This is a genomic window from Micromonospora cabrerizensis (genome assembly GCF_022230955.1).
Lineage (GTDB): Bacteria > Actinomycetota > Actinomycetes > Mycobacteriales > Micromonosporaceae > Micromonospora > Micromonospora cabrerizensis.
On sequence record NZ_JAKKFI010000050.1, the window covers coordinates 125,122 to 150,631 of the forward strand.

The 25,510-nt window shown below is 72.1% G+C and carries 19 protein-coding genes; 15 read left to right on the forward strand and 4 right to left on the reverse strand.

Annotation, left to right across the window (positions count from 1 at the left end):
* Positions 1-93 precede the first annotated feature (93 nt).
* A complete protein-coding gene (locus LADH09A_RS09145; RefSeq protein WP_443677151.1) occupies positions 94-2,514 on the reverse strand; it encodes a M28 family peptidase in 2,421 nt (806 codons plus the stop codon).
* 290 nt (positions 2,515-2,804) lie between these two features.
* Here LADH09A_RS09145 and LADH09A_RS09150 point away from each other — a divergent pair, with 290 nt between their 5' ends.
* The 7 genes from LADH09A_RS09150 (at position 2,805) to LADH09A_RS09180 (ending at position 11,581) form a co-directional block, all read left to right on the forward strand.
* On the forward strand, positions 2,805-4,004 hold the full coding sequence (locus LADH09A_RS09150) for a PP2C family protein-serine/threonine phosphatase (RefSeq protein WP_238644436.1): 1,200 nt from the start codon (positions 2,805-2,807) through the stop codon (positions 4,002-4,004).
* Positions 4,001-5,734, forward strand: a complete 1,734-nt coding sequence (locus LADH09A_RS09155) for a sensor histidine kinase (RefSeq protein WP_238644437.1) — start codon at positions 4,001-4,003, stop codon at positions 5,732-5,734. Before LADH09A_RS09150 ends, LADH09A_RS09155 begins: the two co-directional genes overlap by 4 nt.
* Positions 5,731-6,183 (forward strand): response regulator, encoded by a 453-nt coding sequence (locus tag LADH09A_RS09160; protein ID WP_196919890.1) that lies wholly within the window; start codon positions 5,731-5,733, stop codon positions 6,181-6,183. Before LADH09A_RS09155 ends, LADH09A_RS09160 begins: the two co-directional genes overlap by 4 nt.
* Positions 6,176-6,985, forward strand: coding sequence for an inositol monophosphatase family protein (locus LADH09A_RS09165; RefSeq protein ID WP_238644438.1), 810 nt, complete (start codon positions 6,176-6,178; stop codon positions 6,983-6,985). Before LADH09A_RS09160 ends, LADH09A_RS09165 begins: the two co-directional genes overlap by 8 nt.
* Before the next feature lie 250 nt (positions 6,986-7,235).
* Positions 7,236-8,240, forward strand: a complete 1,005-nt coding sequence (locus tag LADH09A_RS09170) for a coiled-coil domain-containing protein (RefSeq protein ID WP_238644466.1) — start codon at positions 7,236-7,238, stop codon at positions 8,238-8,240.
* Between the two features lie 36 nt (positions 8,241-8,276).
* On the forward strand, positions 8,277-9,839 hold the full coding sequence (locus LADH09A_RS09175; RefSeq protein ID WP_238644439.1) for a fused MFS/spermidine synthase: 1,563 nt from the start codon (positions 8,277-8,279) through the stop codon (positions 9,837-9,839).
* 71 nt (positions 9,840-9,910) lie between these two features.
* Complete coding sequence (locus LADH09A_RS09180) at positions 9,911-11,581, forward strand: serine/threonine-protein kinase (RefSeq protein ID WP_238644440.1); 1,671 nt, start codon at positions 9,911-9,913, stop codon at positions 11,579-11,581.
* Positions 11,582-11,622: 41 nt separating this feature from the next.
* Here the strand turns inward: LADH09A_RS09180 and LADH09A_RS09185 are convergent, their stop codons facing one another.
* Positions 11,623-12,291, reverse strand: coding sequence for a potassium channel family protein (locus LADH09A_RS09185; RefSeq protein ID WP_238644441.1), 669 nt, complete (start codon positions 12,289-12,291; stop codon positions 11,623-11,625).
* 17 nt (positions 12,292-12,308) lie between these two features.
* Complete coding sequence (locus LADH09A_RS09190; protein ID WP_238644442.1) at positions 12,309-13,643, reverse strand: TrkH family potassium uptake protein; 1,335 nt, start codon at positions 13,641-13,643, stop codon at positions 12,309-12,311.
* 141 nt (positions 13,644-13,784) lie between these two features.
* Between LADH09A_RS09190 and LADH09A_RS09195 the strand changes: the two genes are divergently transcribed.
* The 6 genes from LADH09A_RS09195 to LADH09A_RS09220 all read left to right on the forward strand — a co-directional run bounded on the left by LADH09A_RS09195 (position 13,785) and on the right by LADH09A_RS09220 (position 20,210).
* The gene (locus tag LADH09A_RS09195; protein ID WP_238644443.1) at positions 13,785-14,906 is read left to right on the forward strand and encodes a glycerophosphodiester phosphodiesterase; all 1,122 of its coding nucleotides are present in this window, start codon (positions 13,785-13,787) and stop codon (positions 14,904-14,906) included.
* 525 nt (positions 14,907-15,431) lie between these two features.
* Positions 15,432-16,631 (forward strand): substrate-binding domain-containing protein, encoded by a 1,200-nt coding sequence (locus LADH09A_RS09200; protein ID WP_238644444.1) that lies wholly within the window; start codon positions 15,432-15,434, stop codon positions 16,629-16,631.
* A 3-nt stretch (positions 16,632-16,634) separates the two neighbouring features.
* On the forward strand, positions 16,635-17,378 hold the full coding sequence (locus LADH09A_RS09205) for an ABC transporter ATP-binding protein (protein WP_238644445.1): 744 nt from the start codon (positions 16,635-16,637) through the stop codon (positions 17,376-17,378).
* Between the two features lie 56 nt (positions 17,379-17,434).
* On the forward strand, positions 17,435-18,214 hold the full coding sequence (locus LADH09A_RS09210) for an ABC transporter ATP-binding protein (protein ID WP_238644446.1): 780 nt from the start codon (positions 17,435-17,437) through the stop codon (positions 18,212-18,214).
* Positions 18,214-19,104, forward strand: a complete 891-nt coding sequence (locus LADH09A_RS09215) for a branched-chain amino acid ABC transporter permease (protein ID WP_238644447.1) — start codon at positions 18,214-18,216, stop codon at positions 19,102-19,104. Before LADH09A_RS09210 ends, LADH09A_RS09215 begins: the two co-directional genes overlap by 1 nt.
* Entirely contained in the window at positions 19,101-20,210 is a 1,110-nt protein-coding gene (locus LADH09A_RS09220) for a branched-chain amino acid ABC transporter permease (protein ID WP_238644448.1), read from the forward strand. Before LADH09A_RS09215 ends, LADH09A_RS09220 begins: the two co-directional genes overlap by 4 nt.
* A gap of 161 nt (positions 20,211-20,371) precedes the next feature.
* On the opposite strand, the gene LADH09A_RS09225 is transcribed toward LADH09A_RS09220, so the two are convergent.
* Positions 20,372-21,190, reverse strand: coding sequence for a hypothetical protein (locus LADH09A_RS09225; protein ID WP_238644449.1), 819 nt, complete (start codon positions 21,188-21,190; stop codon positions 20,372-20,374).
* 143 nt (positions 21,191-21,333) lie between these two features.
* Between LADH09A_RS09225 and LADH09A_RS09230 the strand changes: the two genes are divergently transcribed.
* Both LADH09A_RS09230 and LADH09A_RS09235 read left to right on the forward strand, forming a co-directional pair.
* Positions 21,334-23,160 carry an AfsR/SARP family transcriptional regulator gene (locus LADH09A_RS09230; protein WP_238644450.1) on the forward strand — a complete coding sequence of 609 codons (1,827 nt, stop codon included), beginning with the start codon at positions 21,334-21,336 and terminating at the stop codon, positions 23,158-23,160.
* A gap of 39 nt (positions 23,161-23,199) precedes the next feature.
* Entirely contained in the window at positions 23,200-25,323 is a 2,124-nt protein-coding gene (locus tag LADH09A_RS09235) for a RecQ family ATP-dependent DNA helicase (protein ID WP_238644451.1), read from the forward strand.
* Positions 25,324-25,510 lie beyond the last annotated feature (187 nt).

A 25,510-nucleotide genomic window follows, 5' to 3' on the forward strand; every position in this document is an offset into this window, starting at 1 on the left:
GGCCGATATCGGAAAGGCCGGTGGCATTTCGCCGCGACGAATAGGCGGTGGTCCGGCGGGCGAATCTCCCCGCCGGACCACCGTGGCCGTCCGTCAGATGGGATAGGTGCGGGCGACCGCCAGCATCTCGGAGCTGTGCGAGCCGACGACGCCGACGGCCGGCGGCCGAGGGCGGAAGCCGGGCAGCGCGTCCAACCCGTCACTGGCGTCCATCGCCCGCAACGCCACCTGCCCGGCGATGGGCCGCAGGGTCACCGTGACCTCGATGCCCTCGGTGGGCGGGGCGTGGAACACCAGCCCGAAGCCCCACCTGCCCTCGCGGGGCTCGACCGGCACCGGCCGCCCGGCCACCTCGGCCCGCAGGACGGTGGCCGTCGACGTGTCGACGTGCAGGGTGGCGAGCCGGGCGGCCCGCTGTGGGGTGAGCCGCAACCGCAGCGTGCGTTCTCCACCAGACGTGGTGTCGGCCACCACGTCCAGCTTCGGCGCCGGCAGGTCCGCCGGCTGTGCCGGCCCGGCCCGCAGTTCGCCGTCGCCGAGCCCGGGGAAGTCGTCCTCGACGCTGGTCACCCCGTCCACGTAGCCGTCCGTCCACGACTGCGGGTCACTCTCGTGGCTGAGCCAGCGGGCCTGGCCGGTCCCGGCGTCCATGGCGTACATCAGGTGGGTGGGCACGGGATGGTCGGCGTCGAAGCGGTCGACGCCCAGCCCGACCCCGGCGAGCACCACCGCCGCCACGGCCGTGGCGGCGGCCGGGAGCACACCGAGCCGTCGGGCCCGCAACGCCCGCAGGCCGCGCTGGCCGCCGGCCTGCGGGTGCAGCAGATCGACCACCGGCAGGGCGGTCAGGCCGAGCAGCACCGCGACCAGCGCGGCAACCCCGCCCATGCCCATCCCCAGCGCGGGGAAGAGCAGCACCACGGTCGGCAGCAGGATGACCACACCGACGGCCGCGGCGGCGGTCACCGCCACCACCGGCCACGGCCCGGTCTGCCGGGTACGCAGCGCGACCAGCCCGCCGAGGGCGCCGGCCAGCGCCGGCAGGGTGGTGAGGTACGCCCCGCCGGGCACCGCCACGGCGAGCAGCACCCCGAGCAGCGCCAGCCAGGCCAGCCCGCCGACCGCGAGCGCGGCCGGGCCGATCCGGCGGCGGGTCAGCGCGTACCAGGCGAACAGGATGGCGGCGGCGAGCGCCACGACGGCCAGGCGGTACCAGATCGGCCGGTACGGGTCGAGCAGCTCCGCGTACCCCGGTCGGATGGCGGTGATCGCCAGCCAGAGCAGTTGGGCGGCGACCGGCGCGACCACGATCGGCACCAGGGCCAGCCCGAAGCCGGCGGCCAGCCGGCCGAAGCTGGCTCGGCCCTGCCGACGGGTCAGCCAGCCCAGCGCGGCCACCGCGGCCACCGCGAGCAGGGCCAGTGGCAGGGTGAGCGTGCCCGGGTAGCGGACCAGGCCGCCGGGGACCGGGAAGTACGTGGCGTCGTGCCCGGAGCGCAGCTCGGTCAGGTCGGTGCGGCCGAACTCCCGGGCCAGGCCCAGCGCGTTGTCCCCGTGTTGCTGGAGGCTGCCCCGGTCCATCGCCTCCGGCGTGTCCAACGGTGTGTGGTAGATCGCGCCACCGTCGATGTACGCCGAGTTCAGCCCGACGAACTTCTCGTCCAGGAACGCGGTGAAGTCGGTGTCGTTGGGCAGCGCCCGGTAGATCTCCACCGCGAACGAGGTGCCGACCGGGTGCGGAGCGGCCCGACCGAAGACGTCCACCAGTTTCGCGTTGTTCCGGGACGTCTCGAACATGATCACCGGCCCGGTGGAGCCCCGCGCCTCCAGGTTGAGCACCACCCCGCCGTCGGCGGCCAGTGGGTGACTGCTGGCGAACGCCGCCGCACCGCACAGGCACGCCTCCTCGGCGTCGGTCAGCACGAAGACGATGTCGTTGCGCGGCCGGGGGCCGGTGGTCAGCGCGCGGGCCACCTCCAGGATGGCCGAGGTGCCGGCGGCGTCGTCGTTGCCACCAGGCCCGGTCTGCACCGAGTCGTAGTGGGCGGCCAGGAAGACCCGACCGGTCGAGTCGGTGCCGGGCAGCCGGGCCACCACGTTGCGCACGCGGGCCATGGTCGCCCCACCCGCCGCCCCGCTGAGCTGGCCGGCCTCCGGCGCCACCGTGTCCTGCACCTCGGTCTCCAGGCCCAGGCCGCGCAACTGCTGCTCAAGGTGCGCGCGGACCTGGTCGTTGGCCGGGCTGCCGGCGACGTGCGTCCGGGCCGCGATCACCCGGACGTCCTCGTACGCCCGGGCGGCACTGAACTCACCCGCCGGCGCACTCGCCGGCTTCGGCGCCGGGGTGCGCAGGTCGAGCAGGCTGCCGGCACCGACGGCGGCCAGCGCGACCAGCGCCGCAGCGGCGGCCAGGAGCCGCCGGCGAGGTCGGGTCAGCGCACGGTCGGCAAGGGGTACGCCCGGAGTCGGACGGGCCGACGTGCCCGTCGCGGCCGGGGTGGTGGGTGCGCCCACGGGAACTCCTCGGGGGGTGGTGGGGCCTGGGGTGGCACCATCCTGCCCGTCGGCGGCTCCCGGCGGGTCGGCCGGTAGGCCCTTGATCGACCGCCCGCCCGGTTTGTCATCCGGCGGGCAGTGATGCGGCCCATCCCCGCCCGCGCCGGAGGCATCGTGTTGTGTGCGACCGTTGTCTAATACAGGATCAGCAGGGCACTCGGAAGGAGCCCGACATCACCAGCGAACTCCCGCGCCTCGCGGCGGTGACCCGGCCGAACCGGGGAGCCGGTCTGACCGGTTCCCCAGTCGTGCCGTACCCGCACGGTGGTCTGGCGCGGCACGCCAACCTGCCACCGGGCGAGCGGTTGCGCGTGCTGCTGGTGGAGGACGACGAGGGCGACGCCTTCCTGGTCGGTGAGCTGCTGGCCGAGACGAACTCGATGATCGAGCTGATGGTCGCCACCAGCCTCCGGGCGGCGCGGGAGCGGATCGCCGACGTCGACTGCGTCCTGCTCGACCTGGGCCTGCCCGACGCCCAGGGCCTGGACGGGCTGCGCCAGGTGCTGGAGATGTCCAGCGGCGCCGCGGTCTGCGTGCTGACCGGCCGCTCGGATGAGCACCTGGGCGTGGTGGCGGTCGCCGAGGGCGCACAGGACTACCTGGTCAAGGGCCAGGTAGACGGGGTGCTGCTGACCCGGGCGCTGCGCTACGCCGTGGAGCGCAAGCGCGCCGACGAGAACGCCCGGCGGCTGCGCGAGGTCGAGCTGCGCCAGGCCGAGTCGGCCCGACTCGAACGCGGCCTGCTGCCCCAGCCGCTGATGACGACCGACCAGGTGGCGGTGCACACGTTCTACCGGCCCGGCCGGCACGCCGCGCTGATCGGCGGGGACTTCTTCGACGTGGTGCAGACCCGACCGGACCGCATCGACCTGATCGTCGGCGACGTCTGCGGGCACGGGGTGGACGAGGCCGCGCTCGGAGTGGAGCTGCGGGTGGCCTGGCGGGCCCTGGTGCTCGCCGGAGTGCCGGACGACGAGGTGCTGCCCGCGCTGGAGCAGGTCCTGATGAGTGAGCGCCGCCTCCAGGAGATCTTCGCGACGGTGGCCACCGCCAGACTGGACCTGGACGCCAACCGGGCCACCGTCCGACTCGCCGGGCACCCGCCGCCGCTGCTGCTCTCCGGGGGCCGGGTCGCCCCGGTGCCCGCGCCCGGCGGCCGACTGCTGGGCGTACGACCCCGCCGGCCGATCGCCTACGACCTGGAGTTCGACACCGATGACTGGTCCCTGCTGATGTACACCGACGGCCTCATCGAGGGGCGGGTGGGAGCGGGCAACGAGCGCCTCGACGTGCCGGGGCTGACCGGCCTGCTCGACGATCCGGCCAACCGGTCGGTGTCGCTGACCGAGCTGCCGGCCTGGCTGGTCGGCCGGGCCGAGCGGCTCAACGGTGGCGCGCTCGCCGACGACGTGGCCATGCTGCTGGTCAGCCGGGGTGGTGGCCGGTGAAGCCGGTGGTCGGCGGCTGGAGTCTGCGCCGCCGGGTCATCACCCTGCTCACCGTCGTGGGCTTCCTGTTGATCGGCCTGGCCAGCGCGGAGGCGGCGATGGCCGCCCGCAATCGCACCCAGATCGACGCCGTCCTGAACGAGACGGGCCCGTTGCGGGTGCAGTCCCAGGAACTGCTCAACGCGCTGCTCGACCAGGAGACGGCGATCCGCGGGTACGCGGTCAGCGGTGACCCGGACGACCTGAACCCCTATCGGGAAGGGCTCGCCCAGGAGAAGAACGTCGTCGCGTCGATGCGGACGCTCCTGGGTGACTATCCGCAGATCAGCCAGGAGCTGCGGACCGTCGAGGACCGCATCACGCAGTGGCGGCAGTCGGTGGCCGAGCCGGTGATCACCACCACCGAGCGGAGCGGCACCAGCGCCGGCCAGGCACTGGTCACCGAGCAGGCCCGGCAGCAGTTCGACGACGTGCGCACCGCGGTCAACGACCTCCAGGAAGAGGTCCTGGCCGCCCGCGAGCAGACCGCCAGGGACGTGCGCACCAGCAGCAACGTGCTGGTCGTCCTGCTGATCGTCGCCGCCCTGGTGGTGGTCGTGGCCGGCGCGGTGCTGCTGCTCTCGCTGGACCGGATGGTGGTCCGGCCACTGACCGGCCTCGCCACCCAGGTCCGCGAGGTCGCCGAGGGCGACTACCAGCACCGCATCGCCACCGTCGGCCCGCCGGAGTTCATCCGGCTCGGCGAGGACGTGGACGCGATGCGTCAGAAGATCGCCGCCGACCTTGCCGAGGTGCGGGCCGCTCGCGAGCGCATCGAGTGGGTCAACAGCCAGCTCCAGAAGCAGGCCGAGGAGCTGACCCGGTCCAACCGTGACCTGGAGCAGTTCGCGTACGTGGCCTCGCACGACCTCCAGGAGCCGCTGCGCAAGGTGGCCAGCTTCTGCCAGTTGCTCCAGCGCCGTTATGCCGGGCAGCTCGACGAGCGGGCCGACCAGTACATCGCCTTCGCGGTGGACGGCGCGCAACGTATGCAGCGCCTGATCAACGACCTGCTTGCGTTCTCCCGGATCGGCCGGCTCACCACCGGTTTCGTCGAGGTCGACCTCAACAAGGTGATGGGCGACGTGGCCGGTCAGACCGAGGCCGCGCGGCAGTACGCCGACGCCGAGCTGACCTGGACCGACCTGCCGGTGATCTCGGGTGAGGAGCCCCTGCTCACCAACCTGCTGGCCAACCTGGTCAGCAACTCGATCAAGTTCCGGCGCGCGGACGTCACGCCCAAGGTGCACATCTCGGCCCGGTTGGTCGGCGCCGAGTGGGAGATCAGCTGTCAGGACAACGGCATCGGGATCGAGGCGGAGTTCGCCGACAAGATCTTCGTGATCTTCCAGCGGCTGCACTCGAAGGACGCGTACCCGGGCACCGGGATCGGGCTGGCCATCGTCAAGAAGATCGTCGAGTACCACGGTGGGCGGGTGTGGGTGGACACCGACGTGCCGGAGGGCACCGCCATCCGCTTCACCCTGCCGGCGCTTCCGGCGGACGTGGCGGCGGCTGCTGCTGTCGACTCGCCGGAGCAGCCGCCGGCTCTGGTCGCGGGCGACACGACGGCCTCGAACGAGGATCCGGCAGCGCCGGCGGAGCAGTCCGGAGGGCCGGACCGGCCGGACCGGGCCGACGGGACGCCGGAAAGCGGTAGAACGGGTGACATGAGGGAGACGGTGGGATGACCGCGCCGGCGGACGGCAAGAGCCCGATCGAGGTCCTGCTCGTTGAGGACGACCCGGGTGACGTGTTGATGACCCAGGAGGCGTTCGAGGAGCACAAGCTGCGCAACCGGCTGACCGTCGTCTCCGACGGCGCCGAGGCGCTCGCCTACCTGCGGCGGGAGGGCCAGTACGCCGACGCGGTGGCCCCCGACCTGATCCTGCTCGACCTCAACCTGCCCCGCCGCGACGGCCGGGAGGTGCTGGAGGAGATCAAGAAGGACGAGAACCTGCGCCGGATCCCGGTCGTGGTGCTCACCACCTCGCAAGCTGACGAGGACATCCTGCGCAGCTACCAGCTGCACGCCAACGCCTACGTGACCAAGCCGGTGGACTTCGAGCGCTTCATCTCGGTGGTCCGGCAGATCGACGAGTTCTTCGTCAGCGTGGTCAAGTTGCCGCCGCGTGGCTGACACCCTGCTCGACGACGTCGGCGACCTGCTGCGGGAGGCCGCCGACCAGGTCGTGCTGCCGCTGTTCCGCAAGCTCGACGACGCGGACGTTTCGGAAAAGGCGCCCGGTGAGGTGGTCACCGTCGCCGACCAGCGGGCCGAGGAGCTGCTCTCGGCGGGGTTGCGTCGGCTGCGCCCGGGCTCGATGGTGGTCGGCGAGGAGGGCGTGGCCGACGACCCGGCGCTGCTGCGCCACCTGGGCGACAGCGGGGACGTCTGGTTGGTCGACCCCGTCGACGGCACCGCCAACTTCGCCGCGGGCCGGCGGCCGTTCGCCCTGATGGTGTCGCTGCTGACCGACGGTCGGCCGAACGCCGGCTGGATCCTCGACCCGCTCGCCGACACTCTCGCCGTCGGCACGGCGGACGAGGGCACCCTGCTCAACGGCCGGCCGGTCGACACCACCGCCGCACTGCCGCCGCTCGGTGAGCTGCGGGGCGCGGCGATGACCAAGTTCCTGCCGCCGGAGATCCGGGACCGGGTCCGCGCCGGCGGTCGACGCCTCGGTGAGCTGCTGCCCGGCCTGCACTGCGCCGGCCGCGAATACCTGGACATCCTCACCGGCGAGCAGCAGTTCGTGCTCTTCTGGCGCACCCTGCCGTGGGACCACGCCCCGGGCACCCTGCTGGTCCGCGCGGCCGGTGGCGTCGCCCGCCGGTTCGACGGCGTCGACTACCACCCCGCCGACGACGGCCGCGGGCTGCTCGTCGCGGCCAACGAGCAGGTCTGGGACGAGGTACGCGACGCGCTGATCAGCACCTGACCGGCGCGCTGCACGAGGGTGCTGGACGCTCTGCGCGGTGACCCTCGAACGCTCTGCGCGATGACACTGGAACGCTCTGTCGACATCTGGGCAGCCCGGCGGTCAGGGGGCTGGTCAGCAGCCCACGGTCCGGTATCGTGACCGGCGGTCTCCGCCAGCAGGCCGCCGACCGGCGCCGGCGGGGACGCCGCCGCGCAGTGGTTCACCGGGGGCCGGCGGTCGACGGAAGGACGCTTTCGTGCCCAGGACCATGCTCCGCCCGCGGCTCGGTCGCCGCGCTCTGTTCGCCCTGCTCGCCGCCGTCGCGCTGGTGCTCGGCGGTGCCGCCGTGCCCGCGTACGCGGAGCCCGGCGAGGGGGGCAGCAAGAAGCTGCAGGACGCGTTGGAGCTGACCGCCAAGGGTCACATCGAGGCGAAGGCCAAACTGGACAACTCCAAGCGTCGCCAGACGGCGCTGACCGGTGAGCTGGCGACGGTCGAGGGTCGGCTGGTCGGGCTGAGCGCCCAGGTCGGCGAGGTGGCCGCCCAGTCGTACCGGGTGGGCCGGCTCACCCCGGCGACCATGCTGCTCAACACCAGCACGCCGCAGGCGTTCCTGGAACGCGTCAGCGACCTCGACATGATGGCCCAGCGGGACAGCAAGCGGCTGCGTGACCTCGTCGAGACCCGGGAGCAGGCGCAGCAGGCCAAGGTCGCCATCGATGCCGAGGTCCGCGAGCAGCAGAAGCAGCTCGCCGTGATGGCGAAGAAGAAGAAGGAGGCCGAGGCGGCGCTCGCCGAGGTCAGCTCGGGCAGCAGCAACGGTTTCAGCGGCGGCAGCTCCGCATCGGCGAAGCCGGCGCCGCGCAACTCCGACGGGTCGTGGCCGTCGGAGTCGTGCTCGGTGAAGGACCCGACCACCTCCGGCTGCATCACCCCGCGCACCCTGAACGCGCTCAAGCAGACCCAGGCGGCCGGCTACAAGAGGCACGTCTCCTGCAAGCGTGAGGGCGGCGGCGGCGAGCACCCGAAGGGGCGTGCCTGCGACTTCGCGGCCGCCACGAACGGCTTCGAGGATCGCAACGCGACCGGTGGCGACAAGGCGTACGGTGACAACCTGGCCGCCTGGCACGTGCGCAACGCCGACCGTCTCGGCGTGCTCTACGTGATCTGGTACCGGCAGATCTGGCACCCCGGCACCGGGTGGCGCTCGTACAGCGGCAGTGGCAGCCCCGCCGCTTCCCACACGAACCATGTTCATCTCTCGATGTACTGACCCGCAGCACCAGCTTCGCTGCGTACCATCGCGACGATGAGCACCCCACCGTCCGACGTGGCGGCCCCGCCGGCGTCCTCGGCCCCGCCCGTTGCGGTCACCGGCCGGGCGCTGCCCAACGGCCTGGCCGCCTTCCTGGTCTTCTTCTCCAGCGGCGCAGTGCTGGTGCTGGAGACCGTCGCGCTGCGCCTGGTCGGCCCCTACGTCGGGGTGACCCTTCAGGTGACCAGCTCGGTGATCGGCATCGCGCTGGCCGCGATCGCGTACGGGGCGTGGTCCGGTGGTTGGCTGGCCGACCGGCGCAACCCGCGTGGCCTGCTGGCACCGGCGCTGGTGCTGGCCGGCATCGCCACCGCGATCACCCTGCCCGTCGTGCGCTACGCCGGTGAGGTGCTGCGAGGCGGCGCGGCCAGCGGAATCCTGCTGTTGGTCGCGCTGGCCGTGTTCGTGCCCGCCGCGCTGCTGGCGGCGGTCACCCCGCTGGTCGTGAAGCTCCAGCTAGCCGACCTGCGCCGCACCGGCCAGGTGGTCGGTCGACTCTCCGGGATCGGCACGCTGGGCGGCATCACCGCCACCCTGCTCACCGGCTTCGTGCTGGTCGCCGCACTGCGCAGCACGGTCATCCTGCTGACCCTCGCGGTCGCGCTGGGGCTGGTCGGCATCGGCCTCGGCTGGTACCTGCGCCGGCAGGAGCCCACCGAGCTGCCCGGTCCGGCCCGGACCCGGACCGCGCTGGCCGTGCTCGGCCTGGTCGGGGCAGGGTTGACCACCGTGGCACCGAACCCGTGCGACATCGAGACGGCTTACCACTGCGCACGGGTCACCGCCGACCCGGACCGGCCCACCGGGCGGACGCTGCTGCTCAACTCGGCCCAGCACTCGTACGTGGACCTCGCCGACCCGAAGCACCTGGAGTACGCGTACACGAAGTGGATCGGCGCGGTCGCCGACGTCGCCGCGCCCGCCGGTCAGCGGCTGGACGCGCTGCACCTGGGCGGCGGCGGTTTCACCGTGCCGACCTACCTGACCGCGACCCGGCCGGGCACCGAGAACGTCGTGTTCGAGATCGACGGCGGGCTGATCGAGCTGGGCGAGCGCGAGTTGGGCGTACGCCCGGGGCCGGAGCTGCGGGCGGTGGTGGGCGACGCTCGCATGCTGGTCGCCGGCGAACCGACGGACAGCCGTGACCTGGTGGTCGGCGACGCGTTCGGTCACCTGGTGGTGCCCTGGCACCTGGCCACCCGCGAAATGGCCGCCGAGGTTCGGCGGGTCACCCGCCCCGGCGGCGTGTACGTGCAGAACGTCATCGACTACCCGCCGCTGCGGTTCATCCGCGCCGAGCTGGCCACCGTGGCGGCCGAGTTCCGGCACGTCGCGTTGATCGCGCCGCCGGAGGCGCTCGCCGAGCAGCAGGGCTCCAACTTCCTCATCGTCGGCTCCGACGCTCCGCTGCCGCTGGACGCCGTCCGCACCCGGTTGAGTGCGGTGGACCCCAAGGTCAGCCTGCTGTCCGGCGCGGCACTGACGGATTTCGTCGGCGGGGCGATGGTGTTGACCGACGACTACGCCCCGGTGGACCAACTGCTGGCCACCGCCTGAACGAGTGACGATCCTGACCGATTCCGATCCTCCGGGTGTAGGACGCTTGCCTGGGGGCAACAACCCACACCATGGGTGGTGGGGAACGGAACGGCGCGCAGCTGCTCGATGAGCGGTACCGGCTGATCGAGCAGCTCGGCGCGGGCGGCATGTCCGTGGTCTGGCGTGGGTACGACGAGGTGCTCGGCCGTCAGGTCGCGGTGAAGGTGCTGGCCTCCCGGTTGGCCAGCGACCGGGCGTTCCGCCACCGGATCCGAATCGAGGCGCAGGCCGCCGCGCGGCTCTGTCACCCCAACATCACCAACGTGTACGACTACGGCGAGTCCGTGCAGGTCGGGCTGACCGTGCCGTACGTGGTGATGGAGCTGGTCGACGGCACCTCGCTGGCCAGCCGGCTGGGGCGGGAGAGTCAGCTCCCGTGGCGGGAGGCGGCGACCATCGGCGCGGAGGTCAGCTCGGCGCTGGCCACCGCGCACGCTCGCGGTGTGGTGCACCGCGACGTGACCCCGGGCAACGTGATGCTCACGTCGACCGGGGTCAAGGTTGTCGACTTCGGCATCTCCGCACTGGTGGGGGAGAGCGAGAAGGGGCCGGACGGCACGCTGCTGGGCACCCCCGCGTACCTCGCCCCGGAACGGCTGGACAACGGTCAGGTCTCCCCGGCCACCGACGTGTACGCCGTCGGGCTGCTGCTCTACCGGATGCTCACCGGCCGGCTGCCGTGGCAGGCCAACACCACCACGCAGATGTTGCGGGCGCACATGTACACCGACCCGGAGCCGATGCCGGAGGTGCCCGGGCTGCCCGACGGGGTGACCGACCTGGTGCGGCGCTGCCTGGCCAAGCAACCCGGGGACCGGCCGGCCACCGCCGAGCTGGCCCGGACGCTCGCCGACGCGGCCGGGATGCTGGCGGCGGTGCCGGTGTCCCCGGCCGGAGGGCCACTGGACGAGGCCGAGCTCGCCAACGCGGGCACCACGATCCTGCCCTGGTCGGCGGAGACCGACGCGTTGCCGATATCCCGTACCCGCCAGCGGGACCAGCGGGTGCGCCAGCGGGTGAGCCGTCGTCGGCGGGTGGAGGCCGGGGTGGCTGCCGTCGGGCTGATCGCGGTCACCGGCGTCATGTGGGGGTTCACCTCGCGTACCCCGGCCAGTGGTGAGGGTCGGCCGACCACCGAGGCCCGGATGGGTCTGCCGGGGAAGGTGCCGTGTGAGGTCTCGTACGCGCTGCGGGCGGACTCCGGCACCGACTTCGCCGCCGAGCTGACACTGACCAACACCGGTGACCGTGAGCTGCGGGACTGGGCGATGAGTTTCACCTTCCCCGGTCAGCAGACCGTCACGAGGGCGGAGCCCGCGCCGGTGCAGCAGGAGGGGAGCACGGTGCTGGTCCGGCCGGTGGCCGAGCGCACCACGCTGGCGCCCGGCGCGGCCGAGAAGCTCACCCTCACCGGGAAGTACAGCGGGGCGAACCCGCTGCCGGTGGAGTTCCGGCTCGGCGACGTGACCTGCGGCGTACGCGTCTCCGGGGTCGCCGGCACCACGCCGTCCACCGCCGCTCCGAGTACGGCGGCCACCACGGTGAAGTCTCCGCCCAAGGCCCCGCCGAAGGCAGGGCCAGCCGGCGGCGGCCCGGGCTCGGGCGGCTCCCACTCGGGCAGCGGCGCGACGAAGGCCAAGCCTGAGAAGCCCGGCAAGGGCAAGGGGCCGGGTGGTGGTTCGGGAAAAGCGGGAAGGTGACCAAGGGCAAGGGAAAGGGGCACGGCGGTAAGAAGTGACGGTCAGCGTCGCCCCGCGAACCGTTGCACCTGGTCGATCCCACCCTCCACGACCAGCAGCCCACCCTGCGCCAGCGCCGTGTCGTCCGAGGCGTACCGGAAGCGCTCACCGGGCACCTTCGCGCCGATCACCCGGACCCCGGAGCGCTCCTCCGGACGCAGGTCGAGCAGGGTGCGCCCGACGAGCGACTCCGGCACCCGGACGGTGGCGATCGCGAAGTCGTCGTCGAACTCGATGAAGTCGAGCAGCCGGCTGACGATCAGGTGCGCCACCCGCTCGCCGGTCTCCGCCTCCGGGAAGATCACGTGGTGCGCGCCGACCGACGACAGGATCTTGGCGTGTTTCTGCGAGGTGGCGCGCGCCCAGATCTGCGGCACACCCAGCTCCACCAACGCCAGCACGGTGAGGACGCTCGCCTCCACCGACGCCCCGATGGCCACCACCGCCCGGCCGAAGCCGGTGACGCCGAGCTGCCGCAGCGCGCCCTCCTCGGTCGCGTCGGCCTGGACCACCCGGTCGAGCTGCGCCGAGAAACGCTGCACCTGATCCGGGTTGCGGTCGACGGCCAGCACCTCGCGGTCCATCCGGGTGAGCGCCGCGGCCAGATGGCAGCCGAAGCGACCCAACCCGATCACCACGATGCCGCCGCCGTCCGATCGTCTCGCCGACACCTCGACCCTCCTCGCTGCTAACCGACAATGGGTTGTTCCTGGGGATAGCGGTAGAGCCTGCGCCGGGTGTTCAGGGCGATCGCCGACCCGAGGGTGAGCGGCCCGACCCGGCCGATGAACATCAGCACGGTCAGCACCAGCTGGCCGCTGGCCGGCAGCTCGCTGGCCAGACCGACGGTGAGCCCGGTGGTGCTGAACGCGGAGGTGACCTCGAACAGGGCCGCGACGAACCGCACGCCCTCGGTGAGCAGCAGCAGGAGCATGGTCCCGGCCGTGACCAGCGCGACGCTGAGCAGGGCGACTGTCACGGCCTGCCGCTGGCTCGCGGTGGCCACCCGGCGGTGCCCGACCGTCACGTCGGGCTCGCCGCGCAACTCCGCCCAGATGGTGAACGCGAGCAGGAAGAACGTGGACACCTTGATGCCGCCGGCCGTGCTGGCGCTGCCACCGCCGATGAACATCAGCACGATCAGCAGCGGGTAGCTCTCCTCCTGCAGCTCGGCGATGTTGAGCACGTTGAAACCACCGGTGCGGCTCAACGCGATCTGGGTGAACGACGCGAGCATCTTGCCTCCGGCGTCGTACGAGCCGATGGTGCTGGCGTTGGTCCACTCGGCGGCGAGCAGGCCGACGAAGCCGAGCAGTAGCAGGGCGACGCTGCCCCAGATGGTCAGCTTGGTGGCCACTCCCCACCCGGCCGGCTTGCGCCACTCCCGGACGGCCTCGAACAGGGCGGGAAACCCCAGCCCGCCGACGATGGCCCCGAACGCCAACGGCAATGACACCCACGGGTCGCGGGCGAAGGCCAGCAGGCCCTCGGTGTAGAGCGCGAAACCGCCGTTGTTGAACGCCTGGACGGCGTGGAACACGCCCGACCACAGGGCTCTCCCGGGCGAATAGTCGTACGCCCACCAGAGCCGGGCGGCGACCACAGCGGTCATCACCGCCTCGCAGGCGAAGACGGTGATCGCGATCCGGCGCAGCAGCCGGCCCACGTCACCGATGCCGAACTCCGCCGTCTCGGCCTGCACGAGCAGCCGGTTACGCAGGCCGAGTTGGCGCGAGACCACCAGGATGACCAGCGCCGCGGCGGTGAGGATGCCGAGACCGCCGAGCTGGGTGAGCAGGGTGATCACCACGAGGCCGGCGCCGGACCAGTAGTTGGGGGTGTCGTTGATCGCCATCCCGGTCACCGACACCGCCGACGTGGCGGTGAACAACGCGGTGACCAGGGGTGGGCGCTCATGCTCGATGGTCGACCAGCGGGTCATCAGCAGCCCGGTACCCAGCAGGATCGGCACCAGGAACCCCAGCGGCACCAGCCGCACGGGGTTGCGGAAAAACCGGCGCACCAGACAATCTTCCTTTCCCGCCCGTCGCCCGGAGCGGGAACGCTCATTCCGGAGATTCACCTCCCGGCCAACCCTCGACCAACTGCCGGCCAATCCGGGGCGGTCTGCTGAAGCGGCTCACCCCCACGACAGGAGACGGCGTTGCGACGTACCCTTTCGACCCTCGGCCTGGCCGGCGTGCTGCTCGCCGCCGCCGTGGCCGTGCCCACCATCGCGGCCGCCGAGCCCTCCACCGGCGCGGACCGCACCCGGGCGAACGACCGGCCGATCGTGATCGGTCACCGAGGCGCCAGCGGCTACCGGCCGGAACACACCCTGGAGGCGTACCGGCTGGCGATCAGGATGGGCGCCGACTACATCGAGCCCGACCTGGTGTCGACCTCCGACGGCGTCCTGGTGGCCCGACACGAGAACGAGATTTCCGGCACCACCGACGTGTCGACGCGCCCGGAGTTCGCGGCCCGCAAGGCGACGAAGACCATCGACGGCGTGGCCGTGACCGGGTGGTTCACCGAGGACTTCACCCTGGCCGAGCTGAAGACGCTGCGGGCCAAGGAGCGACTGCCGCAGGTCCGCGTGGCCAACACCGCCTTCGACGGCCGCTTCGAGGTGCCCACCCTCCAGGAGGTCATCGACCTGGCCCGGACCGAGGGGCGGACACGGGGCCGCACCATCGGCATCTACCCGGAGACCAAGCACCCGACCTACTTCACGTCGATCGGCCTGCCGCTGGAGGAGCCGCTGCTGCGGGTGCTGCGGCAGAACAAGCTGGACCGCAGGAACTCGCCGGTCTTCATCCAGTCGTTCGAGACGGCCAACCTGCGCAAGCTGAGCCGGATCACCGACGTGAAGCTGGTCCAACTGCTCGACGCCGCCGGCCGCCCGTACGACTTCACCGTGGCCGGTGACACCCGCAGCTACCAGGACCTGGTCACGCCGGCCGGGCTGAGGTGGATCGCCGGGTACGCCGACGGCATCGGCGCGAACAAGAACCTGCTCGTGCCCCGGAACGCCGCCGGCGCTCTGCTTGCCCCCACCAACGTGGTGCGCGACGCGCACCGGGAGCGGCTGCTCGTGCACTCCTGGACGTTCCGCGCGGAGAACCAGTTCCTCCCGGTGGACTTCCGGATCGGCACCGACCCGAACGCGCGTGGTGACATCACCGCCGAGTACGAGCTGTTCCTCGGCCTGGGCCTGGACGGCGTCTTCAGCGACCACCCGGACACCGCCGTCGCCGCCCTCGCCGGTCTCGCCGGGAACTGACCCCTCCGCCCGTCGGCGGGGAACCTGCCCGCCGAGCCGACCTCGGCCCGGAGCTGATCCGCTCCGAGCCGACCGCCGGGCCGATCACGCCCGGCCCACCCGCTGGCCCGCCGTCCGTCACCCGGACGGCGGGCCAACGGCACATCCGGGGGTACGCGGCGTCCGCGCCCGGCCACCCGAAGATCACGCTGGATCCAGGATGTAGTGGTATCGCGGCGATTCCGGGCCACTACAACCTGGATCGAGCACGATCTTGGGCGTGCAGCCCCGGAACCCTGCCGCGACGGTCCCTGCGGTTGACGATCGGGGCAGATGGGGCGAGGCGACACAGACCTCGGGTGGTCCGTGGGGGTTCAGGCCATCGGGAGCGCCGGCTTTCCGGTGACCGCGCGGCCAGTTGTAACCCCCGGCCACCTCATTCCTGTTACTTGTGTGTTTCTGCCACATAGCTCGTGGGTGACGTCACTTCTAGCGTGAGCCGTCACGAAGAAGTTCTCTCCCTCCGAGTCCTCATGTGGAGTCGCAATGACGGTCCGGACGACGCGGCGGGTGTTCCTCTCCGCCGCCACGATGATGGCCGCGGCGCTGGCCGCCACGGCCTGTGGTAGCCCGCAGGACACCGCCTCCGGCGGCGGCGACAACGCCGCGCCGGTCAAGGTCGGCCTGGTGTACTCCCAGTCGGGTGCGCTGGCCAGCTACGGAAAGCAGTACATCGAGGGTTTCAAGGCGGGGCTGGACTTCGCCACCAAGGGCACCGGCAAGGTCGGTGACCGGAAGATCGAGGTGACCGAGGTCGACGACGCGGGCGACCCCGCGAAGGCGGTCTCCGCCGCGAAGGACCTGATCGGCAAGGGCACGAAGATCATCGCCGGGTCCACCGCCTCCGGCGTGGCGCTCCAGGTCGCGCCGATCGCCGCGCAGAACAAGGTCCTGTTCATCTCCGGTCCGGCCGCCACCGACGCGGTGACCGGCGCGAACAAGTACACGTTCCGCTCCGGCCGGCAGTCCTACCAGGACGTGGTGACCGCCAAGTCGTTCATCGGCGACCCGGCCGGCAAGAAGGTCGTGGTCTTCGCCCAGGACGGCGCGTTCGGCGACGCCAACGAGGCAGCCGTCAAGGCCGTCATCGGCACCGCGGGCGCCAACGTGAGCAGTGTCCGGGCCCCGGCCAGCGCCACCGAGTTCACCCCGTTCGCCAGCCAGATCAAGGCGGCGAAGCCGGACCTGCTCTTCGTGGCCTGGGCGGGCACCACCGCCCCGGCGATGTGGCAGACCCTCGACCAGCAGGGCGTGCTCTCGTCCACCACTGTCGTCACCGGCCTGGACATCCGCGCCTCGTGGCAGACCTTCGGCACCGCCGGTGCCAAGATCTCCTTCCTGTCGCACTACTTCGACGGTGCCAGCGACACCGAGGCCAGCAAGGCGCTGAAGGCCAAGGTCTCCACCATCGACCTGTTCCACCCGGACGGCTTCGCCGCCGCCCAGATGGTGGTCCGCGCGGCGCAGGAGGGCGGGGACGACGTCGACAAGATGGTCACCGGCCTCGAGGGCTGGAGCTTCGACGGGGTCAAGGGCAAGATGACCATCCGGGCCGCCGACCACGCGCTGCTCCAGCCGATGTTCCAGGCCAAGCTGACCGGCAGCGGCACCGAGTTCACGGCCACCGCGCAGAAGAGCCTCACCGGTGACGAGACCGCGCCACCGGCCGTGGCCATGAAGGGCTGACCCATGCTCGCCACCCGCGGTCTGACCTGGCGGATCGGTGAGGTCGCCATCGTCGACAGCGTCTACCTCGACCTCGCGCCCGGGGAGTTCCTGGGCGTGATCGGGCCGAACGGCGCCGGCAAGACCTCACTGTTCAACCTGATCACTGGCCTGCGCCGGGCCACGGAAGGCCGGGTCGTTCTGGACGGTCAGGACATCGGGGCGCTCCCGCCGCACCGGCGGGCACGCCTCGGCCTGGGCCGTACCTTCCAGGCGTCCTCGGTCTTCGGCTCGCTCAGCGTCCGGGAGAACGTCCGGCTCGCCGTGCAGGCGCACCGCGGGGGCTCGATGGCACTGTGGCGGCGGGCGGCGGCCGACCGGGAGGTCGCCGCCGCCGCCGACGCGGCGCTCGACCGGGTCGGCCTCGCCCACCGGGGTACGGCACTCGCCGGCACCCTGGCCCACGGCGAGAAGCGCAAGCTGGAGATCGCCCTGCTGCTCGCCGGTGAACCACGGGTGATGCTGTTGGACGAACCGATGGCCGGCGTCAGCGCCGAGGACATCCCCGAACTGGTGGCCGTCATCAAGTCACTGACCGGGGACAGCGGCCGGGCGGTGCTGATGGTCGAGCACCACATGGACGTCATCCTGGAGCTGGCCGACCGGATCGCCGTCATGCACCACGGCGCGCTGCTGGCCTGCGACACCCCGGAGACGGTGATGGCCAACCCCACGGTGCAAGAGGCCTACCTGGGGGAGTCGCTGTGAGCGCGAGGAGTGAGCCGGGTTTGCGAGCCCCGCAGTCGCGAACGGAAGCGGCCCTGATGGAACCAGTTCTCACCGTGGAGGACCTGTCGGTCCGGATCTCCGGGCTGCACATCCTCCAGGGGGTGTCCTTCGCGGTCGCCCCGACCGGCGTGACCGTCCTGCTCGGCCGCAACGGCGTCGGCAAGACCACCACGCTGCGCGCGATCGTCGGCCTCACCCCACCCGCGGGGGAGGTCCGCGGCACCATCCGGATGGGTGCGCAGAGCCTGCTGGCCCAGCCCACGCACCGGCTGGTCCGCGGTGGGCTCGGCTACGTCCCCGAGGACCGCTGTGTGTTCGCCGGCCTCACCGTCGCCGAGAACCTGCGGCTCGCCGAGCGGCGCGGCACCACCCCGGCGTACGACAAGGTTTTCGCGCTCTTCCCGGAGCTGGACCGGCGCGGACGGCAACGGGCGGGTTCGCTCTCCGGTGGGCAGCAGCAGATGCTCGCGATCGGGCGGGTGCTGCTCAACGACAACCGGCTGCTGCTGGTCGACGAGCCGACCAAGGGGTTGGCGCCGAAGGTGGTGACCGAGGTGGCCGAGGTGTTGGAACGGGTCGCGGAGTCGGTGCCGGTGCTGCTCGTCGAGCAGAACCTGGCCGTCGTACGCCGACTGGCCCGCGACGCGGTGGTGCTGGCCGCCGGCAAGGTGGCCTGGACCGGCGACGCCCGTGAGTTGTTGTTGGAGACGGCGCTGACCAAGTCGTTGCTGGGTGTGGGCTCCGCGGAGGCGGCCACGCCGAGCGCGAGGAGTGAGCTTGCGAGCCCCGCAGTCGCGAGGGAGGACCAGCTCTGATGGGGACCGTGATTCTGTTGGCGTTGACCGGACTGGGCCTGGCGGCGCTGTACTTCCTGGTCGCATCCGGCCTGTCCCTGGTCTTCGGTCTGGCCGACGTGCTCAACTTCGCGCACGGGCTGTTCCTCGGCGTGGGCGCGTACGGCACCTGGTGGGCGGCGGGCAACCTGCCGGGCGCGGGCTCCGACGGGTTCGGTTTCGTGTTCGCGGTCGCCTTCGGGGTGGCCGCCGGCACGCTGGTCGCGATCCTGGTCGAGCTGGTGCTGATCCGCCCGCTGTACTCCCGCACCATCGAGCAGGTGCTGGTGACCGTCGGGCTGTCCCTGGCCGGGGTGGCGTTGTTGCAGGCCACCTGGGGTGCCGACGCCCGCCCGTTCCCGCGCCCCGACTGGACTCGGCAGGTGACCGGGATCCTCGGCGCCCAGGTGCCCAACGGCGGCCTGCTGCTGATCATCGCGGCGGTGCTGGTGCTCGGCGCGATCCTGGCGTTCCTGCGCTGGACCCGGTACGGCCTGGTGATCCGGGCCGGGGTGGAGAACCGGGAGATGGTGACCGCCCTCGGCATCGACGTGCGCAAGGCGTTCACGCTGGTCTTCGCGATCGGCGGGGCGGCCGCCGCGCTCGCCGGTGCGCTCGGCGGGGTCTACTTCGGCACCGTATCGCCCGGTCAGGGCGGCTCGCTGCTGATCTTCGCGTTCATCGTGGTGGTGATCGGCGGGATGGGCTCGGTGGTCGGCTCCGCGTACGCGGCGGTCGTGGTCGGCCTGGTGCAGCAGTTCGTCAACTACTACGGCACGTCCGGGCTGGGCGACATCTGCGTGGTCGGGCTGCTGGCCGTGGTGCTGCTGCTGCGCCCGCAGGGCATCGCCGGAAAGGTGGCAACGGCATGACAGTGATCGACGCGCCCCCCGCGCAGGTGCCCGACGAGTTGACCCCGCAGCGGGGGCGGTGGCACCGGGTCCGCCCGTTCCTGCCACTGGTCGCGCTGGTCGTCTTGGCGATCCTGCCGTACTCGACGATGTCCCTGCCGGGGATCTTCGAGGGGCCGGTCAACTCGCCCGGCACCCTGCAACTGCTCGCCATCTGCCTGATCTTCGGTGGTCTGGCGGCCGGGTACGACCTGCTCTTCGGCCGGACCGGAATGCTCTCCTTCGGGCACGCGCTGTACTTCGCCGCCGGTGTGTACGGCACCGACATCCTCATCACCCGGGCCGGTCTGCCGCTGTGGCAGGCGGCGTTGCTGACCATCACCGGCGGGACGATCCTCGCCGCGTTGCTCGGCGCGGTGGCGCTGCGAACCGTGGGTATCGCGTTCGCCATGGTCACGCTCGCCTTTGCTCAGGTCGGCGCGATCCTGGTGGCCCGCGACTTCGGCGGGCTCACCGGTGGCGAGGAGGGTCTGCCGCTGGACGTGTCCGGCCTGCCCGCCGGGCTGGTGGGGGTGACCAACACGGTCAACCTGTACTGGCTGGCGCTCGCGTACCTGACGCTGGTGGTCTTCGTGGTGCACCGGGTGAGCGGTTCCCCGACCGGTCGGGTGCTCGCCGGGCTCCGTGACGACGAGCGGCGGATCGGTGTGCTCGGGCTGGACCCGTACCGCTACAAGCTGGTGGCGTTCACCCTGGCCGGTGGGCTGGCGTCGGCGGGCGGGGTGGTCTACGTCCTGATCGTCGGCGGAGCGTCGCCGCACATCACGTCCTCCGAACTGACCCTGTCGCTGCTGGTGATGGTGGTGCTCGGCGGGCCGGGCACCCGGTGGGGGCCGGTGCTCGGCGGCGTGCTCTACATGTACCTGGACCACCGGCTCACCGCGTTCGGTACGAGCGACGCGGTGGACAGCCTGCCGGCCGTCCTCAGCCACCCGCTGAGCCAGCCGCTGTTCGTCCTGGGCACGGTCTTCATCCTGGCCGTCTACTTCTTCCCCGGAGGCCTGACGAGCCTGGCCCCCCGAATAGCCCACCTGACCCGCTCCCTCCGCCCCCGCCCCCCACGCTGACCCCCCTGACCCCCCCTTGACCCCCTGACCCCCCCTTGACCCCTTCACTCCGTCGATCATGAAGTTATGGCCACGACACGCCGTGGCGGATGTCGATAACTTCATGATCGACGGAGTTGGGCGGCGGCCCCCCGTGTGGCCGCCGCCCTTTCGCGTCCTGGTCAGCTGTTGAGCATCTCGTAGGCCATCGCTGGGGCCTTGGTTGCTGTGGCGCCGGTTGGCGCGCTGATCTTCGGCGTGGTGCCGTAGCCGGCGTAGGTGACCACGTAGTCGTACGCCTTCGCCTTGCCGGCGGCCGGGATCTTCAGCGTCAGCGAGGTCAGGTGCTTGTCCGCGTCGACGACTGCGGTGAACGGCACCGTCCTGGCAGCTTCGCCGAGCGCTGCCGCCTCCCCGTCCTCCAGCACCTGGGCCGCGTTGCCGGCGCTCACGTCGACGACCCCGACGTACTGCCCCGGGCTCTGCTCCTTGACCGAGGTGGCCGCCTCGATGAGCGGGCCGGCGTTGCCCTGGTCCGCACCGTCGTAGGCCGGGATGTCGCTGCCGGTCAGCTTCGTGCGGTCCAGCTTCATCCACTTGTCCGGGAACTTCGGCAGGCCCGGCTGGCCGCTGAACTTCGCCTTCAGCCAGACCTCCTCGCCGATGAGCAGGAACGACATCTTCGTGGTGATGCCGTCGGAGTCCGGCGCGCCACTGGTGGTGAGCTCGACCGCCTTCGAAGACGGGTCGACCCGTCCGCTGTGCGTGTTGGAGGAGTCCTTGCCGCTGAACGTGAACGTTCCCTCGGTGCCGTCCGGAACGGCGTCGAGGAGCGCCTGCTTCGGGTCGACGGTCGGGCTGGCGCTCGGGCCGCTCTGCGGTGCCGAGGCCGGCTCGCTCTTGGGCCCGCACCCACCGAGGAGGGTGGTCGTCGCCAGCATGGCGGCGACCGCGCCGACCGTCCGTCGGATGGTGCCCGCGCTGCCCATTGCCTGTGTCATCACATTTCTCTTTCTCGCTGCGTGGCTTGTGCCGATGACCATGGTTCCGGTGCCCACGGCGGTACGGCTGCCGATATGCTGCCGTCCGGCTGCCGGGCACTGCCGTCCGGCGATCGTCGGGGGTGTCAGGAGCGGAAACTCGCATGTCAGGAACGCTGCGTTTCGAGATCCTCGGGCCTCAGCGGGCCTGGTATGCCGACCGTGAGATCGACCTCGGTCCCGGCAAACAGCGCGCGGTGTTGGCCGTGCTGCTGCTCTCCACGGGTCGTCCGGTGGCAACCGGGCAGATCGTCGAGGCGGTCTGGCCGGACGATCCGCCCGCGAACGGCCCCAACGTGGTGCAGAAGTACGTCGCCGGGCTGCGCCGGGTGCTGGAGCCGGACCGGTCACCGCGTACGCCGGGGCAGGTGCTCAGCCTGACCGACGCCGGCTACCTGCTGCGGGTGGATCCCGAGGCGGTGGACGCGGTCCGTTTCGAGCGGGGCGTCCAGGCTGCCCGACGCCGGCACGAGCCCGGCCGTACGGAGCAGACACTGGCCGAGCTGACCGCCGCACTGGACCTGTGGCGCGGAGAGCCGTTCACCGGCTTTTCCGGGGGAGTGTTCGAGGCCGCCCGGCACCGCCTGGTGGAGTTGCGGGCCGTCGCCCTGGAGACCCGCGCGGAACTGAAACTGGACAGCGGGCGGCACCGCGAGCTGGTCGGCGAGTTGGTCGAGTTGGTGGCCGAGTTCCCGGTCCGGGAGCGGCTGCGCCACCAGTACATGCTGGCGCTGTACCGCAGCGGACGGCAGGCCGAGGCGTTGGCCGCGTACCGGGACATCGACAGCCTGCTCCGGGAGGAGTACGGCATCGGGCCCGGCGAGGCGCTCCGCGAGTTGCACGGGCGGATCCTGCGTGCCGACCCGACCCTCACCGCCGGCGTCTCGGAAACAGGGTGGCCCGCCTCGGCTCACACGGACGGCACGGTGCCGGCGCAACCGTCCGCCGATCCTCACCCGGCGCCCACCAACCCGACCGCGCCGCCCGCCGCATCACCACCCGCCCAGGCCCTTCCGGCCCAGGCGTCGACCCCACCGCCCCAGGGGACCCCACCGGCCCAGGCCCCGGGCCCGTCGCCCCAAGCGTCGCCTCCGCCGTTTCAGGCGGCCGTTCCGCCGTACGCGGATCTCCCCTCGCCGCTGTACCCCGCACGGCCCGGCCTGCCCGCCGGGCCGCCGTCCCCGTTCGCGGTCGACCAGCCGCGCCGGGAGCGGCACCCGCTGCCGACGTGGGTGAGCACCACGGCCACCGTCGCCGGCACCCTCCTGCCACTGCTCTCGTTCGGCACCGGCACCTGGCTGGTGATGCTGGCGTACGCGGTGCGGCGCCGCAGTCGACGGCTCGGCCTCGCGGCCGTCGGCTATCTCCTCACCGCGGTGTTGCTGGTCTTCATGATCGCCACCGACGACCTGGAGAAGGAGGACTCGGCGGCCGAGGCGTTCTTCGGGCTCGGCGTGATCGGCCTCTGCTGGCTGGTGGGCGCCCTGCACGTGGTCCTGCTCAACCGGTGGGTCTGGGAGCGGGTCACCGGCCGGCCGCAGGCGGTCCAGGCACGTGACGAGGAGCGCCGGGTGCGCCGCCAGCAGGCGCGCAACCTGCTGCACCGCTATCCCTCGGCGCGTCTGGAGTTCGCGATCGGCCGGCCCGACCTGCCCCGCGCCTTCGACGACGGCGGGCTCGTCGACGTCAACGCCGTACCCGACCACGTGCTCGCCACACTGCCCTGGCTCACCGACGCGCAACGCCGGCAGGTGGCGATGGACCGGTGGGTGCGCGGCCCGTACGCGTCGATGGAGGAGCTGGCCGGGCGCTGCCCACTGCCCCCCGAGGTTGTCGACGCGCTCCGCGGCGTCCTGCTCTTCCTGCCGCCGCCCGTTGCTCCGGCGGACACGCCGGCGGCGGTGGAGACGGGGCCCACCGGGCCCCGCTGATCGTGGGGGTTCGCCAGCGTGGGCTGGTAGAAATGCCGGGTGGAGACAGCAGAGCGGGCAGCGGTACGGGAGCGGGCCGAGGCGGTGCTGCGCCGGCTGGCCGGTGATCACGCCCGGCTGCGTGAGGACCAGTGGCGGGCCATCGAGGCACTGGTCGTCGACCGGCGACGCGTGCTCTGTGTGCAGCGGACGGGTTGGGGCAAGTCGGCGGTCTACTTCGTGGCCACCGCACTGCTGCGCGAACGCGGGGAGCACGGCCCGACCGTCATCGTCTCGCCGCTGCTGGCGCTGATGCGTAACCAGGTGGAGGCGGCGGCCCGGGCCGGCATCCGGGCCCGCACGATCAACTCGGCGAACCTCGACGAGTGGGACCAGATCACCGCGGAGATCCAGACCGGTGCCGTGGACGTGCTGTTGATCAGCCCGGAACGGCTCAACAACCCGGACTTCCGCGACGGGGTGCTGCCGAAGCTGGCCGCCACCACCGGGCTGCTGGTGGTCGACGAGGCCCACTGTGTCTCCGACTGGGGGCACGACTTCCGGCCGGACTACCGGCGGCTGCGCACCTTCCTCGCCGAGCTGCCCGAGCGCACCCCGGTGCTGGCGACCACCGCCACCGCCAACTCGCGGGTCACCCAGGACGTGGCGGAGCAGTTGGGCGACGCCCTGATCCTGCGCGGCACCCTGGACCGCGAGTCACTGCGCCTCGGGGTGCTCGACCTGCCCAGCCCGGCACACCGGCTGGCCTGGCTCGCCGACCACCTGGACCAGCTCCCCGGCTCGGGCATCGTCTACACGCTGACCGTCGCGGCAGCGGGGGAGACCGCCGAGTTCCTGCGCTCCCGGGGTTACCCGGTGGCGTCGTACACCGGGCAGGCCGACGACGCCGACCGGCGCGCCGCCGAACAGGACCTGCTCGACAACAAGATCAAGGCGTTGGTCGCGACGAGCGCCCTCGGCATGGGCTTCGACAAGCCTGACCTGGGCTTCGTCGTCCACCTCGGCGCGCCGCCCTCACCGATCGCGTACTACCAGCAGGTCGGCCGTGCCGGCCGCGCCGTCGAACATGCCGAGGTGCTGCTGCTGCCCGGCGTCGAGGACGCCGCCATCTGGCGGTACTTCGCCTCGCTGGCGTTCCCACCCGAGCAGCAGGTGCGTGCCGTACTGGCCGCCCTGCACCCCGACCGCCCGCTCTCCACCCAGGCCCTCGAACCGCTCGTCGACCTGCGCCGGACCCGCCTGGAGCTGATGCTCAAGGTGCTCGACGTGGACGGCGCGGTCCGCCGGGTGCGCGGTGGCTGGCTCGCCACCGGCGAGCCCTGGGTCTACGACGAGGCCCGGTTGCGCCGCGTCGCCGAGGCACGCACCGTCGAGCAACAGGCCATGCGGGAGTACGCGACCACGAGCGACTGCCGGATGCGGTATCTACGGGAACGCCTGGACGACACCGGGGCGACCGACTGCGGCCGGTGCGACCGGTGCGCCGACCCGCTCTTCTCCGCCGACGTGTCGACGGCCGCGCTCGCCGCCGCGCAGACCTTCCTGGGTCGCCCCGGCGTGGAGATCGCCCCGAAGAAGCTCTGGCCGACCGGGTTGGACGCGGTGGGCGTACCCCTCAAGGGCCGGATCGCCCCCGCGGAGCAGGCGTTGCCCGGCCGTGCCGTCGGGCGCCTCTCCGACCTCGGCTGGGGTGGCCGGTTGCGTGATCTCGTCGGCCCGGAGGCGCCGGACGCGCCGCTGCCCGACGACGTCGCCAGCGCGGTGGTGGAGGTCCTGAAGGCGTGGTCGCACGGCGACGACCCGTGGCCCCGCCGGCCGGTGGGGGTGGTCGCGGTCGGTTCGCGGCGACGGCCCCGGTTGGTCGGCTCGCTCGCCGAGCGGATCGCCGCCGTGGGACGGCTGCCGCTGCTCGGCGAGGTGACCCCGACCGGTCCGGGCGGTCCGGCCGGGCCGCGCGGCAACAGCGCCCAGCGGGTACGCGCACTGCACGACGCCTTCACCGTGCCGGCCGACCTGGCCGAAGCCCTGGCCGGCCTCGACGGCCCGGTGCTGCTCGTCGACGACCTGATCGACTCGGGTTGGACGATGACGCTGGTGGCCCGGGCCCTGCGCCGGGCCGGCGCACCCGACGTGCTCCCGCTCGCCCTCGCCGTCGCCGGCTGAACCGACAGCACTACGGCATGGCGTTGCTCGGGTTCGTGGCGCGCCGTCCGTGCCTGGTTGCGGGTGTTGCTCGGCGCTGCGGCGGGGTCTGCGCCGGTCGGGTTGGGAAAGTTCCCGGGCGGCGTCGAATGCGACCGTCGCCACGCCGTGCGGGCGTCGGCCTGGGCCGCCCCGACGCGGCGGTACC